This window comes from Spirosoma gilvum, from assembly GCF_054776815.1.
In genome coordinates this window covers 698,765-716,984 of record NZ_BAAHBH010000003.1, presented here as the reverse complement: position 1 = coordinate 716,984, position 18,220 = coordinate 698,765, and the positions used below count along the sequence as shown (strand labels likewise).

Sequence of the window (18,220 nt, the reverse complement as noted above, 5' to 3'; positions counted from 1 at the left end):
TATACAAACGATAGATTCAGTAAACCATTTTCAGTAAACTTCTTTCCTAAATGGGATCGAATAACGTAAGTACAGGACATGAAACGACTTTTTCCCCTATTTCTTAGCCTACTAACGGGCTATTCGGCCTTAGCTCAGCTAAATCCTTTGGCTATTGGCGATATACCAGCTAGTAAAACACTGGTTATCAGCTATCAGATCACCATCAACAATCCTATCAGCGCTACCCAGATCAGCAATCAGGGTGTCATTAGCGGTACCAATTTCTCGTCGACATCGACTAATACCACCAACACCGCACTGATTCCATTCCCGGACCTGTCGCCCAACCTGCTGCTGCCCCAGAGTAATTTTGGTGTTGCTCCTAATAACGTTCGTGACTTTGTAGTCAACATCTTTGAGGCCGTGGGTCAGCCAACGCCCCCCGGTAGCGTGAGCATGACCATTACCGCTCCTACTGGGTATACGCTCTCCTTCAACACCGCACTGACCAGCATCAATGTGACCGATGGCACTACAAATCCAGTGGCCGTGGAGAATAGTCGCTGGAGTGTGATGACTCAATTAGCTGGTCAGCAACTTTCGCTGGTGATCAATTCGGGTCAGAGTATTGCAGCCGGAGGAACGGCTAAGCTTGGGTTTACCATTACCCGAACGTCGGCCAACTCGGGCTCTGTATCCAATATTACCGTCAATGTAACAGACGACCCTTTACCTTCTTACGATGGCAACTCATCCAACAACGTTTATGCCCGAATTATTAGCGGTTTATAGGCAATTTTAGCCTATTCCTTCCCGTCTGTCAGTTTTGGAATTTCCTGAAGCTCCGATTAGTGCTTATTCATTGGCAACTAGAAATATTTGGTGTGAAAGGAGTGCATGTAAATGACAGGAACAAGCTGTTTTATGCTTATAAGCTTATTTCCTATCCGACCTGTTAGCTATAAACATTGTGAATCTTTGCCGACAAAGGAGCAAAAGCTGTCGTTATCAATGTAGATAGAAACAGTACATCTAGTAGCCAACTTGGTTGATCAACTTTGCGAAGAAAATTTTAGTTGCCCATACCTTATTTTTACAATTCCGCAGAAAAAGCGTAGTTTTGTGCCATTGGCTTTATGGTGTAATGGATAGCATCACAGTCTTCGGAACTGTTGGTTGGGGTTCGAGTCCCTATAAAGCCACCTAATTGATAAAATCCTCGTATACGATCTGTATACGAGGATTTTTCATTTCAATATCGCTTCAACATCCGCTCCAGGCTGTGCAGCTACTAGTTACCCAAAACTCGAAACGGTGGTCGAGCAGTCGATGAACCGAACCATTAAGGTGATTGCGGCCAAACTTGATTTAAATACAAAGGTCTGCTTTCACTGGGCCAGGCATACGTTTGCCACTCGGTTCTTACGACATGGTGGCAGACTTGAAGTGCTTCAACAATTACTGGGTCATAAGCATATTGAAACGACGATGATCTATGTCCACGTCGATAAGGAGCGAAAACGAGAGGAGATAAATCTAATGCCGGAATAAATTATAAATTTTACAGCAATTAATTTTTGTGATAAATTTTATTTAACTCACGGGAATAATAAACAGAACAACTATCATAAAGGATTTTTACAGTTTGATATGAGAGAGACATACCCGGCCCATTTTTAACCTCATTCTCAATCTTCTTTTTAATAGTATCTTTTTTCTCATAAGGCACTACTACTTCATAGAAAAAATTTGTTGCATGCAATGATTCAGATTCTTTAACCCACATATCGAATAGTTTTTTGTTCTTATAGAGTACAGGGTTATCTAGTTGATTAGAAAGAACTTTCCTTACTTTTTTTGACCATGCTACATTCCCAGACCAAGTATCCAAATCATCATGATTCAAGAAAAGTAGATCATAAATGTCTTGCATAGACAAACTAAAACGCATGAGATCATATAGACTTTTATTATTAACATTTTGTAGTTGGTTATTAAATTGACTTTCTGAAATAGCTAATTGTCTTTTACTAACTCCTTCTAATCGCTTATTCAAATCAATTTCTTCTTTCGACTTTCGTTTTTCAAATTCAAGCTGAAGTTTCAAGATTTCATTTTGCTTGTCAGCTAGGATAAGATTTGTTTGAAATCGACTTTCCTCCCTTATCGAGTCTTCTCTTTCTTTTTGAGCAGTACGTATAGAATCACTCCTATCCTTTTGGGTATTTAAGTCAAATTGCTTATTAGTCAAATAAATTTGAATACCAATCGCAATACAGGAAATAATAGTGGTCGGAATTACTCCAGTTAGTGCAGCCTTGCCAGTTACAGTCTTATAGAAAGGATTCGCCATATCTCTTTATTGCTCACTTAAAAATAAGTCAAATCATTGTACTTTTCAAAGATACCCTCTACTCCGCTCGCTTTAGCAAATTGCTAATCATTCTTAGAAGTTTTTCTTAACATAAAATCGCTTCTAAGACGCCCCTTGAAATCGTCCTATGGGCTGGACTTTCAATTGGCATTTTGTTTCTGTCTTTTTCCAACTATAAATTAAAATGTACGCTTCGGCCTATGGAAGTCAATCAACAAAAAAGCCAGTCCTCAAGTTGGGGCTGGCTTTCGCGTTTTCTTAACCTAAACTAAGTCCGTAATTATGTATGATGTATGATATAGGATGTATGAGATTTCACTGTAGTAACCTACTTCATATATCCTACATCATACATTCTCTATCAATTCTGTCCGCCTACCCGGTTTTGTTCGGCCGAGGTAGCTGAATTGCGTTGCCGAGCGCTTTTTACGTTCTGGTTGCCGAAGCGATACGAGAACGTCAGCATAATCCGACGGCTTTCCCAGCGCGACAATACCCGGAAGTTAATGTCCTGTACAGCGGCCCGGCCATTGAATTGGTTCAGCCAGAATGGGTCGCTCACGTTCAATTTCAAACTACCCTTGCCTTCCATCATTTTCTTCTGTACACCCAGGTTGAAAGCACCCATTGGTTGTGCCCGGTAGAAGCCATACTGCGATGCTGAATTGTACCAGCCCGACACTTCTGCCGATACGCTTTTGCTCAGGGTGAAGTTCTGCGAGGTGTACAAATTGAAGGCGCCAATCTTCACTTCGTAAGGTGCTCCTGAATAGAACGTCTGATAGTGTTGGTAGTAGGCATTAATGTTGTTCTGCATCCGCCACCATTTCGTAACCGTTACCGGGAAGCTCAGATTCAGGCTCAGGTTGTCCATGTTACCGAGGTTTTCCGGAGTCACGTAGGTGATGTTTTCCGAAGCAATCTGCCGGGGAGTTTCGCGGTTGATGAAATCCGACGTACGGCTGAAGCTCAACGAAGTCGTAAAGGCGTTTTTGAATACGTGGGTCAGTTCAACGGCGTTGGTGTATTGTGGCCGCAGAAATGGGTTACCTTTTTGGTAAGTATACGGGTCCAGATAGAACACGAACGGGTTAAGGTTCTGGTAATCGGGCCGGTCGATTCGGCGGCTGTACGAGAAATTCAACACGTTGTTGGTATCCAGTTGGCGCGACAAAAACAGCGTTGGGAACAGGTTGAGGTAGTTCCGGTCAACGGTTTGGTTGAGCGTTACCGATTCCCCAATTGAGTGGGTATGTTCGGCCCGTAAGCCGGCCTGTACTTTCGTCTTACCCAGTTTGCCAGCGTAGTTAATATAACCGGCGTTGATGTTTTCATCGTATTTGAACTGGTTCGAGCGGCTGGCATCGGGCAACCATTTTTTAGTTTCCTGTTGCAGCGTATCGTAGATCGTGTTATTGTCGGCCTGTACGTAGCTGCTTTTCAGCCCCATCTCCCATTTACCTTTCTTGGTTGGCAGAACATAATCCGTTTTGAAAGCCATGATATTGATGGTCGATGGCATGTTGTTCCGAACATCCTGGTTCAACCGATTAGGCACATTAGCCGCGTTGGTGTACGATGTGCTCAGGTTGTTGGTGTTCATACCGCCGTAGTGAACGTAATCGGCATCGATGGTCCACTCACGGCCTTTGCCCATCTCGTATTTGTAGTTGAGGTTCGTCGTAATGTTCGACATTTTGTTCCCCATACTGGTCTGGGTAATCGCCTTGCTGGTCAGTTGGCGATTATCATTGCTGATCATGGTGTTGTTCTGACCAGCCGACTGCCAGTCATTCGAGAACCCGTTGACCAGTACGCCAATTGTACTTTTCTGGTTGATGAAATAATCCATCCCTGCCTTATACGAATGCCCTTCAAACTGGTTCGGCCGGAACGAAAGCTGATCAAAATACGTGTTCTTGCCATTGTACGGAATCACCCGGTTCAGCTCATTGCTTTGGGAGCTTTGGCGATTGGTATAGCTATAGTTGCCAAACAGGTTGACTTTACCCTCGCGGTGGTTCAGGTTGATGGATGTGTTGAATTTCGGCAGATCGTCGCGTGCACCGGTCAGGCTTTTGACCCAGCCATAACCCGTGCCGATGATGAAGTTTCCGTTGGTGCCGAAATTCTTATTTTTCTTCATCTTGATGTTGATGATCCCTGAGTTACCGGCCGCATCGTATTTAGAGCCGGGGTTGGTGATGATCTCAATCGACGCAATGTTGTCGCTAGGCGTATTTTTCAGCAGGTTCGATACTTCCTGCTGCGATAGATAAGTTTGTTTACCATCGATGTATACGATAACCCCCGCTTTCCCTTTCAACTGAATCTGGTCGTTCTGCCGGTCGATGGTTACGCCGGGCGCTTTTTCCAGCACTTCTAAAGCTGTATTGCCACTGGCTACAATGCTATTTTCAACGTTCATCACCGTCCGGTCAACCTGCTGTTCGATGAACGGTTTTTGAGCTATTACCTTTACTTCGGTCAGATTTTTGGTTTCATCCGTCATAGACAGCATCGGCAATTCCAGAGCTGGCTGAGCTTCATTGATGTCGAACGGTACACTATACGTTTTGCGATAACCAATCTGCTGAGCGGCTACCAGGTAGCGACCGGCTCCTACGTTCTGGAAAGCATATTTCCCGTCAACATCGCTGATCGATCCTTTTACCAGCGTAGAATCTTTAGCTTTCAGCAGCATGAGGGTGGTAAATTCAAGGGCTTTTCCAGCCGAAGTACCCACCTGACCACTGATGGTACCCCGGGTTAAGGCCTGACCAAACGTAGTTGCCAGGGTCAGCAGGCTAAGTGTGAGGAAGGAAAATATCGTTTTCATAATATATGTTGTTAGTAGATCGCTTGTTTCTTGTGCTCCAGTACATTGCAAAGGTAGGTAGTGGGCATCGCAAAGTACCTGTTCTTACACAAGCGGTCTTAACAGTAGGATGAGTGGATTTTTATTGGGGATTGGTGTCTTGAAGAACGATATTCGATAAAAAGACACGCGGAGAGGGGGAATGTTGCACGCTACTATCAGGATTTAGCGGATTTATGGACCAATCTGACTTTAGTTCTATTTTCTCTTGAAATGAGAATCAGGTTAGTCCACAAATCCGCTAAATATTTTTAAAATTTCAATCCGACGGTCCAGACGCTGGCATCAGGGCCTTTTCCGTCTTTAAAAGGACTGTTGGGCTCGTACCGACCAAACAATTTGGCATGGCCCCGGTAACCTAGTTCGGCTGTCCATCCCCAACGAACCGAATTCAGATTGAACGCATTGTGGGTACGAACCGACGATCCACCTACTGGCCTTACTTTGGTGTAGCTGTCCAGGCGAATACCGGCATACGCACCCGCTGCCACCGAAAAGCCCGATTTGAAGGACAGGTTCAGCATCATGGGCAAATTGAGTTGCGTGGTCACCAGCTTCGACCGGTGTAGATCAACATCCGATTGCTCGATAACTAACTCGTTGTTCTGCTTGGTCAGCATATTCCGGCCTTCGAACATAAAGTTGTTCCAGGCAACTTCAGGACCTGTTACCAGACGGAGCTTGGTAGCACCACCGACAGCTATGGGCACCCGCATTTGCCAGCCAAGGGCAATGAAGCGAGACCCAATAGGCCGAAATTCGTAGCCTGCTGGAAGGGTACCACCAAGTCCATCAATACCCACATAGATACGCAGGTCAGAGCGCACCCGTTCGTAAGAATGGTACCTGGTCGATTTGATGCTGGGGGTACTTACCAAGGTAGAATCGGTTTGGGCAAACGAAGCCGTCGAAGCCGCAATCAGGGCAGTGGTGAGGAGGTGTTTGAACGTTTTCATAGTGGTTGTATTTTAAAGATTCAGGGTTTAGGAACAGAATTCGATTAAGGGTTCAGGCGATGGTCCGCATTAGGTTGTATTCGTTTTGTGCTATTTGACTGGTAGATGTAAGAACCCATATGGCAGGTTGCACAGGGTTGAAAAAATTTTAGATTTTTTTTCGCATGGAATCACCCATCAAAAACAACCATTTAATTATCAGCAGTTTAGCACTCACTATTTTTCAATAATTAGCCGTTTATAACAAAAAGCCTGTATTGCCTTATGGGTAGCTCTACATAAGGGACGGATCTACCCGAGCGGATAATTCACGGTCGACCGCTATCGTTATTTGGCAAAACGACAGTCTTAAAAACTCATACCTGTCGCTGAAACTTAGACTTGGTCCGCCGTCGCAGTTGATTTATGGTCGGACCGCAGAAGCGGATAATAATCGTTCCGGCGACCTGATTGGGATTGATGGCTGGTTTGGGGCTGAGTGGGTGCAAACACCCAGATTCCGACTTGAGACGAAGTACTGAAGCCTTCATGGATCTTCTTCAATGAGTCCTGGCGGTTGCTCAACTCTACTGCTTACATTTGGTCTGTAGTAACCTGGCATTCGTCCCTGGTTTTCAAAAGTAACGATCAGATTAGATCAGCAATAAGACAGTTGTACACACCACTTAAGCAGGCCTTGTCTACGTATAGTACTAGCGCACTTATGAAACAGTTGATTCCTACTTTACTGCTTGTTCTGATCACGGTCGACTTGCTTGCCCAGACGGCTCGAACGAAATCCATCCTTATCAACGATGTGAATGTCATTCCAATGACTGCGCCCAACACGGTTATCTATCATGCGCGGGTGGTGATCACGAATAATCAGATCGAGTCGATCAATGGAGCGGTGGTCAAAGACGCTCTTGTCATTGATGGAAAAGGCAAATGGCTCATTCCTGGCCTTATCGATATGCATGTTCACCCACCCGCCGATTTCTCCTTCAAGCCTGGCCTGCCAACCCAGCCACCCAGTTTTACCTTCAACACGCAACACCTGATGACACCTTATGTTGCCAACGGGGTGACCACCATATTTAATCTTAATGCCAGCATGGGCTCTTTTTTGCAACGAAACGAAGTAGAAAAAGGCTACGTGGTAGGACCTCGCATGGCTCTGGCGGCTCTGATTAATGGGGGGAGTGGGTCAGGACGGATGGCCAACACGGCTGAAGACGGTCGTCAGGCCGTTCGCGATGCCAAAAATGAAGGCTACGAGTTTATCAAGCTTTATTCCCAACTGAGTACCGAAGCATTTAGTGCCATTGTTGATGAAGCCCATAAACTGGGCTTAAAGACGGTGGGCCACATTCCAGATGCGTTTCAAGGGAAATTCGAGCAGGCCTTTATCCCCCATTTCGGCATGGTGGCCCATGCTGAGGAATTCTCCAAACAGGCTAAGGACTTCAGTGAGGAGGAAGCCCGTCGTTTTGCCCAGTTGTCCAAAGCAAATGGAACCTGGTTATCGCCTACGCTGACGACAATCGTTCGAATCGCGGATCAGGCTCGTTCACTAGATGGTTTAAAAAATCTACCTACACTGCCATTTGTGCATCCACTACTCCAAAGTAAATGGCTAACCGCCAATAACTATAACCGAAATACCAGCCCGGAACGAGTCGCTTATTTCAACAAGCTTATCAAGTTTCATGGGCTGCTAGTACGAGCCTTTAAGGAGGCTGGCGTGCCAATGGTAGTGGGAACAGATGCCGGGGTGTCGGGTGTGGTGTGGGGATTTTCGTTGCATGACGAATTAGAGCTGCTGGTAAAAGCAGGTTTGACGTCTGAAGAAGTGCTGGCTTCCGCTACCCGATTACCGGCCACCTGGTTGGGACTGGAAAGCGAAGTGGGTACGATTGAAGCTGGGAAATTGGCTGATCTGGTTTTACTGGATGCTAATCCGCTAGAAAACATTGCCAATACCCGGAAAATAGCGGGCGTTTTTGTCAATGGGCGCTGGCTAGCCAAAAATAAATTAAGGGCCATGCTCAGCGAACTGTCTAACTGGAACAAGGCCCATAAAGATCTGTTCGATTGGAAAAAAACAATGGGAAAGTAATGGAGGGTCTATTGAAGCTATACTACGGGTAACTTCAGCTCCGTAGAACTCCCTCTTAAGGCAACAGGAGGCTTTCGTAAAAACAATAGCTCGGTAATGCGATTAATGATGGACCGTAGGAATGATGGGTAGATAAACAATAAATGTGGCTCCCTGCCCAGGTTTACTATTGGCGGTGATGGCCCCACCATGATTAGCGACGACTTTCTCACAAATAGCCAGCCCGATACCCGTACCGGCAAATTCATTACGCCCGTGTAATCGCTGAAAAACCTGGAAAATCCGGTCGATGTACTTCTCATCGAAGCCAATTCCATTATCCGACACACTGATCCGGTGATAGGCATCCACCGACCGCCCCGGACGAACCGCCGTAGGTAGTTCGTGTGCCTTTACCCGTTCGGTCTGAATCTGAATGAGTGGAATCGTGCCCTCTTTCTGAAATTTAAGCGAATTGCTTAGCAGGTTCTGAAACAGTTGCCGCAATTGAGACTCATCGCCCGATACGGTTGGGAGTGCAGCTACCTGCACCTTTGCTTCGGACTGCTCAATAGCAAACTCCAAAGTATCTATTACTTCTGCAACAACCCGGTTCAGACTCACAACTGCGGTCATTTCCTGACGCGTCGATATACGGGAGAACGTCAGTAAGTCTTTAATTAGCAACGACATTCGGGCGGCTGCGGTCTGCATCCGCTCCAGATAATCGACCCCATCGCCCAACCCTTCGGCATGTTGCGCCTTTAGAATATCGCCAAACGACTGAATCTTCCGAAGCGGTTCCTGTAAGTCATGACTGGCGATGTAGGCAAATTTCTCCAGATTCTCGTTCGACCGCCGAAGGTCATAGTTGGAAGCCATCAATTGTTCCGTACGAGCCTGTATCTGCTCTTCCAGGCTAGCAGCCAGTTGTTTCTGTTCATGAATGTCCGTAGCTGTTCCTACCCAGAGGAGTAGGTTACCCGATTCATCACGAATTGGGAGTGCCCGGTTCAAATGCCAGCGGTACATGCCATCCGATCCACGACGGTATCGGTTTTCGACAGCAAAAATAGTCCCGGTAGCCAGTGCCTGCTGGAAGGTTTTCTGCGTTAAGGCCCAGTCGTCGGGATGCACAGCGGCTTCCCATCCCTGGTTTTGCGATTGGTCGAAATTAAGTCCAGTATAATTGTACCACCGCTGGTTGTAAAAAGTAAATTCACCTTCGGGGGTGTTGGTCCAGGTCATCTGCGAAATAGCTTCCAGCAGCGTCCGAAAACGAAGTTCATTGGCTTCAATAATCCGGCGAGCCTCAACCTGTTCGGTCACGTCGATAGCCATGTCCATGACTGCATAAATCTCGCCAGCGGCATTCCGAATTGGCTTATAGGTAAAGTTGAAATAATAGGTCCCTAACTTACCATCGACCAGCAAATCGGCTTTAGCCTCATGAGCGCTGTATTCGACCCCCGTTTTATAAACAGTATCCAGAATTTCGAGAAACGGTTGTCCCTTCAGTTCGGGTAACGCTTCGGCCAAAGGCAATCCCGCTACATTGCCTTTTCCCCAGAACTTCAACATAGCCTCGTTGGGCATATCGATAATCATATCGGAGCCAACAAATAGACTAATGGCTACGGGAGCCTGGGCGATAAGATTCCGAAAACGCTGCTCGCTTTCCTGCAGGGCTATCTTCGCTTTGACCTGGTCTGTCACCTCTGTAGCCACAACCATAATCCCGCTAATTTCTGCGGCCGAATTATGAATAGGGGCATACACAAAGTTGAAATAGGCTTCTTCCAGCTTGCCCTTCCGATGCAGCCGAGCCTGGGTTTCGGTACCGTATTGGGCTGCTCCTGTATCGTATACGACTTCGAGCAGTTCGATAAACCCCTGCCCATCCAGTTCCGGTAGTGCTTTGATCAGCGGCAGGCCAATGATGCTGTCATCTTTACCCCAGATTTCGAGCATGGACTTGTTGGCGGTTTCGACAACCATTGTACGCCCATTCAATATACCGATTGCTACCGGGGCATGCCTAATGATATTACGAATACGCTCTTCACTAGCTCTCAGTTTAGCTTCCGACTCAATCCGTTCGTTGATGTCGTGAGCAATAAGGATGATACTCTGTGTTTCGTCCTGGGCATCGGCTACCCGCGTCACATTCAACTGCACCCAGCGTATCGAGGAGTCTTTATGGAAATAACGCTTGATCAGGTTGAAGTAGGGACGTTTGCCCTGCACTACCTCTTCAAAAAGCTGGCGGTTCCAGGTCCGGTCGTCGGGGTGGGTTAGTTCAAAGCTATTTAGCGTACCAAACTCTTCGGCACTATAGCCGAGCAATTTGGAATAGGCTTCATTGACCAATGTAAAATTGGCTTGTGTATCCACAAAAGCAATCCCAGTCGAGGTATTGTTGAAGGCAATCGAAAAGCGTTCTTCAGCCTCCCGGAGCGCTCTGGCTTTCTCCGTCTGTTCCGTCACATCCAGCACGATACCCGTTACCCCAACTGGCTTTCGATTCGCATCGAACTGATACTGACCTATTATTTTAACCCAATGAATGGATTTGTCGATCCAGATAAATCGAGCTTCGTAATTAATAGTACCGGTCTGTAGCGCAACTTGATGGGCTTTATCACGAATGGGTTTATCGTCGGGATGGATGTGTTTGATAAAGACACTCCAGCGAATGTTTTCGCTGTCATCGCCAAGCAGGATACGGCCAAAAGTTGGGGAATAGCTGATCTCGCTCGTCAGCAGGTTGATCATAAATGAGCCGGAGCCAGAGCCTTCCAGGGCAATTCGGGCCTGCTGTTCGGATAAAGCCGCTTTTTCTTTGGCCAGCACTTCCTCGGTAATGTCTTCGGCAACGCCAGAAAACCGGTACGCTTGCCCTGTATCGGTAAAATGAGTTTGCCCAATGAAGCGCACCCAGCGAAGTTTACGGTCGCTTTCGCCAATGGTTCGGAAACTCATATCGTAACTCCCTCCCGATGCCGGATTCAACGCCCATCCTACTGCCTTTTCAACCCGATCGCGATCATCTGGATGGATGAACTCCAGCGTTCGGCCGTACTGGACAGCATGTTCGTCGATAATTCCACACAGTTCCTGACATCGGTGGTCCCACTTCACAACTCCCGACTGAGGGTCTAGCTCCCAGGTGCCTAACTGAGCTGATTCTAAGGCAAATCGCAGCCGTTCTTCACTCTCGGCACGGGCCTTTTGCAAGGTAACCTGTTCGGTTATATCCTGCATCGACCCGACCATGCGTATGGCTTTGCCATCGCGCCGGAGAATATAGCCCCGATCCAAAACAGTTGCATAGGAGCCGTCAGCTCGCCGAAACCGATATTCGTCCGACCAATTGCTACCTCCCTGATCGATAACCTGTTGAATACCCGACACGATCCGCTCTTCATCATCAGGATGTACATGCTTCGACCAGGAATCAAACCCATCTGCATCCTCACCCTCCAGACTGTAGCCAAACAAATGAGTGTACCCTTCGTTCCACCAAATTGTATTAGCATCGAGGTCCCAATGCCATACAGCATCGCGTGTGGCTTTACTTAGTAGCTCGAACAGCTCACTGGTCGTTACTAAGTCGGTGTTCAATGGTAAATCGCCCTCAACCTTGTTAAGCATCCTCGTACTAACTAATCCGCCAAACAACGCGTTTGGTCTGTTTTTATATCGGTAAAGGCGCTGCCCGAGCCAGTTCTCAAACCCTGTTTCGAAATTAACAACTTCATATATTTATTCAACCAATAAGTTACTAATTGTGTTATTTTTCACTTTGGTATAGCAACGTTTATGCTAAGCACGGCCCTATTGTTGGGCCATTCAGATAACCTCAGCCGATAAACTGAAGCAGCTCAAACCGATTGCCAAACGGGTCGCGAAAGAAGAACCGATCCCGTCCGTCTATTTCAGAAGAGTATTCAACCCCAAGGCCTTTCTGCTGAAGCATTTCTTTCGCTTCGCCAAGATTGCTTACCTCAAAGGCTGGATGCCGTTTGGAATAACTGCTTCCTGCTTCCTCACGAACATGCAGTTCAATATCGCCCATCTGAAACCAGATAGCTCCGCCCGGATGGCTTCCCGGAATTTCGGTTAAGCCAATAACATCTGTATAAAACGTTCGGGCCTCGGCCGTAGCACCCTCGGGGATACAAATAAGAACGTGATCTAATCGCCTGAATTGAATCATATCTAATTGAGTGATTGCGTGAATTTAGCGATTGAGTGAGTATTGATTACACAAAAAGTTCGCTCAATCACTCAATCGCTAATTCACTCAATAAAATTGAGGAGGTGGGTTTAACGTCAGGTTTTGCCGTTGGTGCCAGTAGGGGTAAATGGAGGGCACTTCGCTGGCCTTATCCAGCTTTTTCAGCTGATCGACGGTCAGGTGCCAGCCAACGGCATCGAGGTTTTGCTTGAGCTGCTCTTCATTTCGGGCACCGATAATAATGCTCGATACCGTAGGGCGCTGCAATACCCAGTTGAGCGCCACTTGAGCCATCGACTTTTCGGTTTCGGCGGCTATTTCCTCCAGAGCATCGGTGATGCTGTAAAACGTTTCTTCCGAAACCACAGCCTGCGGTACTGGGCTCCCTCCTTCTACCACCCGGCCTTCGGTTGGTTTGGGTTTGTTCCGCCCGTATTTTCCGCCTAACCGACCACCGGCCAGCGGACTCCATACCAATGCGCCTACCTGCTGATTGATACCCAGCGGCATCAGTTCCCACTCATATTCACGATTTACTAGTGAGTAGTAGACCTGATGAGCTACGTAACGATTCCAGCCGTATTTCTCCGAAACAGCAAGCGATTTCATCAGATGCCATCCCGAAAAATTGGAACAGGCAATGTACCGTACTTTCCCACTCTGCACGAGATCGTCCAATGTTCGCAGGGTTTCTTCAACGGGTGTATTGCCGTCGAATCCATGCATATGGTAGATGTCGATATAATCGGTTTTGAGCCGCTTCAGACTGCTTTCGCATTGCCGTAGCAAATGAAAACGCGACGATCCCTGGTTGTTAGGGCCTTTCCCGAACGTAAACGTTGCCTTGGTCGAAATCAGTACTTTATCCCGCAGCCCGGTCAAGGCCTCCCCCAAAATTTCTTCGGAAAGTCCCTGTGAATATACATCGGCGGTATCGAACAGGTTAACCCCTGCATCCAGGCAAAGGCCAACCAATCGCCCGGCTTCTTCTACCTGCGTGCTTCCCCAGGCTTTAAAAAAGTCGGTACCTCCGCCAAAAGTGGCCGTTCCAAAACTCAATACCGGCACATTCAGACCGGACGCCCCTAATTGTCTAAATTCCATAGATACTGGTTATACTACGTTTGATGAACTGTATGGTTATGACCGACTCTATTCGTAGCTGCAATTTGCAAACAGGTTCTAGTTAAAGAAGGCGAAACGTATGAAAATTTAATACAGAGAATTTCTGGCTACATTATATGGCCTATTTATTCCCTGCTGTTCGGCTGTTGGGTACTTGATAATTTATTCAGCTATAACAAAAACTAGTATTATTTCTCTGTATTCTCAAATAGTAGACTGATTATCAGACCGCTACCTCACAGTATTATCTAAAGAATTGCTTGAACAATTTATGTTTTCACTGCAAAAAGCAAGGCACTTTTTGCACTTTATCAATATTGACAAACTTTCCAACCGCTTCCTTTAGTTATTTAGCATAGATAACAGATGCGTTTTAGTCTTCGAGTTCAATTCGCTTATCAATTAGTATAGAGTACATCTGTTTCGAACGATTGCTTTAGATTCTGCTGGCTGTCAATTACTTATTCCATACGCCAGGCTACTAAGACCCAGCAGCGGCTTCCTGAAAATAAGGACTTAACGTACAGAAATCATGAAATTCTTATATACATTAACCCATATCGATAAACCGACCTTATTCTGGTTCAATCGCTGGATTACGACCCAGTTGACCTCTATTCGTTTCATGGATCGATATGCGCCAGCCGTTGCGGGCTTATCTCGAAGCGCTACGCCCTTTGGGATCAATTAGCTCACTGCCAATCGCTAAGCGTTCCTCAAGTTGTTAAATCCGTTTAGGCTCTTCCAATCAAGACATCTTCAGTGGCGAGTGACGGCATCGCGATGCGTAATCGAATGTGCCGATGCATCGACAGACGGCTATTCGACGTACCTGTCCGCTCGTGGTTCACTGTAATACGTCCCGATTGCCTGGATCGAGTAGAGCACTAACGGCTACTCCCCCATTAAACTTCACAACACATGAATCGTTTTTCAGTCATATACCTGCTCAAAAAGCAGTACCATCATATTGAATGCGCCACCCATGCCGAAGCTGATGCTTTATTAGCCCAGTTGTTTACGCAGGATGGCTACCGACCGATTGGCGTGTACGACGCCAAAACCGAGCTCTTTTACTGGGAGCCTACCCGCCAACATCAGTACGACAAAGCCAGTATTGAGAAACAGGGAAAGCTGGCAACCCAGATGATTCGAATTGCCCAAACACTGCGCCAACGCGCTGAAGCCCACGAGCTACACGCCGATTCGATCTCTCAGTTACTTCACATAGATGAGTACTAACATTTCTCCCATTCATCATGCAAACCAACACACACGAAACATTGAATGCTCTGCCAACCTTACTGGCTTACCCTGGTTTTCTGGCAGGCTACCAAACTATAGACGAAACGGTCAACGACCACTTATTCAGCAATTACCTTCGTGCGCTTATCCAGCAGGATATGCTGACCTCGGCCCATATAACAGATCAGCCGGAGGAGTCGATTGAAGCGTTCATTCAGCAGTTTACAACCAATGCCGATTCGCTGGCCAGCTTATGCTCCGACGGTATTTCGAAGCTCCCGCTGCTGCTATTACCAACGTTGCTGGATGCGCTGGCCAAAAACGGCGACATCCATCGGATGGCTTTTCTATTAGCTGCCTATGGGCACTATCTGGCTGCCAACTGCGATGACACGGGGACCGACTATGCGCTAGCACAGAACGATTTTCAGCATGGCGACTGGGCCAAAATCACCAGCCCTGACGCGCTGGCTTTTTTACAAATTTCAGCATTTGCTTCGGCCCGTTTGCACAACTACCCCCATTTCGTTGCCATGTACAAATCGTATCGGACGCAGATTGCCAAATACGGGGTCGTTTTTCTGTTGAAACAAATGGCCTATAATCAGTTGGCACTTCAATAGAGCAAACGCAATGAACAGCGTTTTGATGAAACAAAAATCGGTACCGAAAACACTCGGTACCGATTTTTAAATACGTCTGAATCCCTCTAAAAGGCTGTTCAGTACTATTCATCGTTTATCATAGGTTAGCATAAGCTCTACGGTCGCTTCTGTGTTACTACAGAACTGTACGGTTATATTGATTTGTTTGTCGGAGATAAAGTGGGGAGTCAACCAACCATAGGACGCTCCCCACATTAAACCATATTACCAACCTAAAAAGGTTCGGCAATTTTTGCCGACTTCATTAAAATTCACTTAAAACTGACACCCGATAGTTTATCAGGTTGTAGCTGCCTGTTCAGATCAGTTCGGCGGATGACCTCGTTGACTGACGGATATTTTTCAGAATCAATTGTTCTGAAACGATGGGCGTAGCGCCACGCTGCGTTGCTACATACGCCCCTGTAGCGCAGGCAAACTCAAGTGTTTTGGCTGGTGTTTCCCCCTGTAAGGTTTTGTACAGAAAAGCGGCCAGAAACGAGTCACCTGATCCGATCGTATCTTCTACGTTTACCGGAAAACCTAGTTGTTCTGTAAATCCTTCATGGTTCAGCAGAATTGCTCCGTTTTCGCCACGCGTTACACACACGGATTTCAGCTTGAAGCGATCGCGCAGGAACTCCATGGCCTCCCGTTCGGACAGTGCCGACGTGTACCAGCCGACGATCTCATCCAGCTCGTGGTGATTGATTTTCAGAATATCTGCCTTTTGAAGCAGGTACGAAACCTCCAGCGGATTGTAATGAGGGGCTCGTAGGTTCACATCGAACACGCGCAGCGCTACCTGATCGAGTAACTGGTGCAAGGTATTCCGTGAGGTCTGACTCCGGGCGACCAGACTACCGTAAACCAGAATTGATTTTTGGTACAGCGAACTGAGCGATGCATCGTACTGGATGTAGTCCCAGGCTACAGGTTGTAATATCTTATATACGACTTCGTTACGGTCGGTAATATTCGCTTTTGCAACTCCAGTCAGGTGCGTGGCTCCTAATTGAACATAAGCCGTAGGCAGATGCTTCTCCCGCAAAAACTCCAGCAGTTCGCGGCCAAGATCGTCGTTGCCAACGCGACTGATAAGTTGGGCATTCATACCGAAATTGCGCAGGTGAACGGCCACGTTCATAGGGGCACCACCGGGTTGTTTGCTTGTCGGTAAAACGTCCCAGAGAATTTCGCCAAAACAAAGAATAGGTTGGTTCATGGAGGAAAAGAGTTAATGGACAACAAAGGTTTTTTCGATCTGTTCCAGACTTGTACCTTTCGTTTCAGGCATTAGACGTAAAACGAACAGCAGTTGTAACACCATCATGACCGTAAAGAAGAGGAACGTGTTTCCCCCGCCAACCTTCTCAGCCAGGTACGGAAATGTAAACGTAATGATGGCGGCCATCAGCCAGTGGGTAAAACTACCCAGCGCTTGTCCGCTGGCCCGCACTTCATTCGGAAAAATTTCGGAGATAAATACCCAGATCACCGCACCCTGCGAAAACCCAAAGAATGCAATGTAGCCGAACAGCAACAGCGGCACAGTCAGCCCATTGAAATCTTCTGTATAAAACGCCCGAGCTACCAAGGCTAGGGTAACAATCAAACCCACCGAACCGATTTTCATCAGGGTCCGCCGACCAAATCGATCAATCAGATTCATGGATATCATGGTAAAAACGAGATTGATGAAGCCAATACCAGCCGACGACAATAAGGCCGAACTTTTACCCAGGCCCGTCATTTCAAAAATTCGGGGGGCGTAATAAATAATGGCGTTGATGCCCGATACCTGATTGAATACAGCAAATAACACGGCGAGCAGGATAGGTGTTTTGTGCGTAGCCGAAAACAATCGGGTTGAGCCTTCGGTATGATGATTACTCTGCTGAATGGCCACCATTGTTTTTTCGGCCGAATCGGCATCAATCATCTGTAACACCTCAAAAGCCTGTGCTACATCGCCTTTCTTCAGTAAAAGCCAGCGTGGACTTTCGGGAATGTTCAGCACCGATATCAGAAAGATAAGTGAAGGAAGGGCCTGGATTCCCAGCATCCATCGCCACGATTCGGCACCAATTCCCTGTAACAAAAAGTTCGACAGGTAAGCGATCAGAATGCCCAGTACCACATTGAACTGGAACAACGCCACCAGCCGACCACGCGATTTAGCGGGCGATATTTCAGTGATATACATAGGAGCCGCCACCGACGAAGCGCCGACGCCCAAACCTCCCAGAAATCGAAAGAGTAGCAAAACGCCCCAACTGGTCGCCAACGCTGTTCCAAGCGAAGCAACCAGGTATAGAACGGCAATCCAGAGCAGCGTTTTTTTCCGACCCCATTGTTCAGCCGGAATACCACCCAGCATCGAACCCAGTACGGTACCAATCAGCGCAATGGACACAGTTAGGCCATGTTCCCAAACATTCAACTGCCATAAAGACTGTAATGATTGCTCAACCCCTGAAATAACTGCTGTATCAAAACCGAAGAGAAAACCACCCAACGCGGCCGTAATAGACCATAGAAAGATGCGTTGTTTCTGACTCATGCTTACCGAAATGAACCGGGTTTAGGAGCGATTCATGAGTCAAATGTAGACAGGAGATTATGTGCTGGACTTGCGAAATCTGTTCAAAGATTTACAATTTACAGGCAAACTGTTAACACTCTGTTTATTAATAGAT

At 46.9% G+C, this 18,220-nt stretch carries 14 protein-coding genes and 1 tRNA gene; 7 read left to right on the top strand and 8 right to left on the bottom strand.

Annotated elements, in window-relative coordinates; translation table 11 throughout:
- Positions 1–78: 78 nt before the first annotated feature.
- The 3 genes from ACYVFD_RS11215 (at position 79) to ACYVFD_RS11205 (ending at position 1,533) form a co-directional block, all read left to right on the top strand.
- On the top strand, positions 79–774 hold the full coding sequence (locus ACYVFD_RS11215; protein WP_461090109.1) for a hypothetical protein: 696 nt from the start codon (positions 79–81) through the stop codon (positions 772–774).
- A gap of 338 nt (positions 775–1,112) precedes the next feature.
- Positions 1,113–1,184, top strand: a tRNA-Arg gene (locus ACYVFD_RS11210).
- Positions 1,185–1,311: 127 nt separating this feature from the next.
- Positions 1,312–1,533, top strand: coding sequence for a tyrosine-type recombinase/integrase (locus ACYVFD_RS11205; RefSeq protein WP_461090108.1), 222 nt, complete (start codon positions 1,312–1,314; stop codon positions 1,531–1,533).
- Between the two features lie 19 nt (positions 1,534–1,552).
- Here ACYVFD_RS11205 and ACYVFD_RS11200 read toward each other — a convergent pair whose 3' ends face one another.
- From ACYVFD_RS11200 to ACYVFD_RS11190, 3 genes are all read right to left on the bottom strand, one after another.
- Entirely contained in the window at positions 1,553–2,335 is a 783-nt protein-coding gene (locus ACYVFD_RS11200) for a hypothetical protein (RefSeq protein WP_461090107.1), read from the bottom strand.
- Positions 2,336–2,717: 382 nt separating this feature from the next.
- A complete protein-coding gene (locus ACYVFD_RS11195; protein ID WP_461090106.1) occupies positions 2,718–5,195 on the bottom strand; it encodes an outer membrane beta-barrel protein in 2,478 nt (825 codons plus the stop codon).
- Between the two features lie 290 nt (positions 5,196–5,485).
- Positions 5,486–6,190 carry an outer membrane beta-barrel protein gene (locus ACYVFD_RS11190; RefSeq protein WP_461090105.1) on the bottom strand — a complete coding sequence of 235 codons (705 nt, stop codon included), beginning with the start codon at positions 6,188–6,190 and terminating at the stop codon, positions 5,486–5,488.
- Positions 6,191–6,893: 703 nt separating this feature from the next.
- On the opposite strand from ACYVFD_RS11190, the gene ACYVFD_RS11185 reads away from it, so the two are divergent.
- Positions 6,894–8,288: an amidohydrolase family protein gene (locus tag ACYVFD_RS11185; protein WP_461090104.1), complete on the top strand. Its 1,395-nt coding sequence runs from the start codon at positions 6,894–6,896 to the stop codon at positions 8,286–8,288.
- Positions 8,289–8,390: 102 nt separating this feature from the next.
- On the opposite strand, the gene ACYVFD_RS11180 is transcribed toward ACYVFD_RS11185, so the two are convergent.
- The 3 genes from ACYVFD_RS11180 to ACYVFD_RS11170 all read right to left on the bottom strand — a co-directional run bounded on the left by ACYVFD_RS11180 (position 8,391) and on the right by ACYVFD_RS11170 (position 13,611).
- Positions 8,391–11,921, bottom strand: coding sequence for a PAS domain S-box protein (locus ACYVFD_RS11180; RefSeq protein ID WP_461090103.1), 3,531 nt, complete (start codon positions 11,919–11,921; stop codon positions 8,391–8,393).
- Between the two features lie 208 nt (positions 11,922–12,129).
- On the bottom strand, positions 12,130–12,486 hold the full coding sequence (locus ACYVFD_RS11175; protein WP_461090102.1) for a VOC family protein: 357 nt from the start codon (positions 12,484–12,486) through the stop codon (positions 12,130–12,132).
- 87 nt (positions 12,487–12,573) lie between these two features.
- The gene (locus tag ACYVFD_RS11170) at positions 12,574–13,611 is read right to left on the bottom strand and encodes an aldo/keto reductase (protein WP_461090101.1); all 1,038 of its coding nucleotides are present in this window, start codon (positions 13,609–13,611) and stop codon (positions 12,574–12,576) included.
- A gap of 553 nt (positions 13,612–14,164) precedes the next feature.
- On the opposite strand from ACYVFD_RS11170, the gene ACYVFD_RS11165 reads away from it, so the two are divergent.
- From ACYVFD_RS11165 to ACYVFD_RS11155, 3 genes are all read left to right on the top strand, one after another.
- Entirely contained in the window at positions 14,165–14,323 is a 159-nt protein-coding gene (locus ACYVFD_RS11165; RefSeq protein ID WP_461090100.1) for a hypothetical protein, read from the top strand.
- 230 nt (positions 14,324–14,553) lie between these two features.
- Positions 14,554–14,874: a hypothetical protein gene (locus tag ACYVFD_RS11160; RefSeq protein ID WP_461090099.1), complete on the top strand. Its 321-nt coding sequence runs from the start codon at positions 14,554–14,556 to the stop codon at positions 14,872–14,874.
- Positions 14,875–14,891: 17 nt separating this feature from the next.
- Positions 14,892–15,500 carry a mannitol dehydrogenase family protein gene (locus ACYVFD_RS11155; RefSeq protein ID WP_461090098.1) on the top strand — a complete coding sequence of 203 codons (609 nt, stop codon included), beginning with the start codon at positions 14,892–14,894 and terminating at the stop codon, positions 15,498–15,500.
- A 340-nt stretch (positions 15,501–15,840) separates the two neighbouring features.
- Here the strand turns inward: ACYVFD_RS11155 and ACYVFD_RS11150 are convergent, their stop codons facing one another.
- Positions 15,841–16,746 (bottom strand): carbohydrate kinase family protein, encoded by a 906-nt coding sequence (locus ACYVFD_RS11150; RefSeq protein WP_461090097.1) that lies wholly within the window; start codon positions 16,744–16,746, stop codon positions 15,841–15,843.
- A gap of 12 nt (positions 16,747–16,758) precedes the next feature.
- Entirely contained in the window at positions 16,759–18,084 is a 1,326-nt protein-coding gene (locus ACYVFD_RS11145) for a sugar porter family MFS transporter (RefSeq protein ID WP_461090096.1), read from the bottom strand.
- Positions 18,085–18,220: the final 136 nt, after the last annotated feature.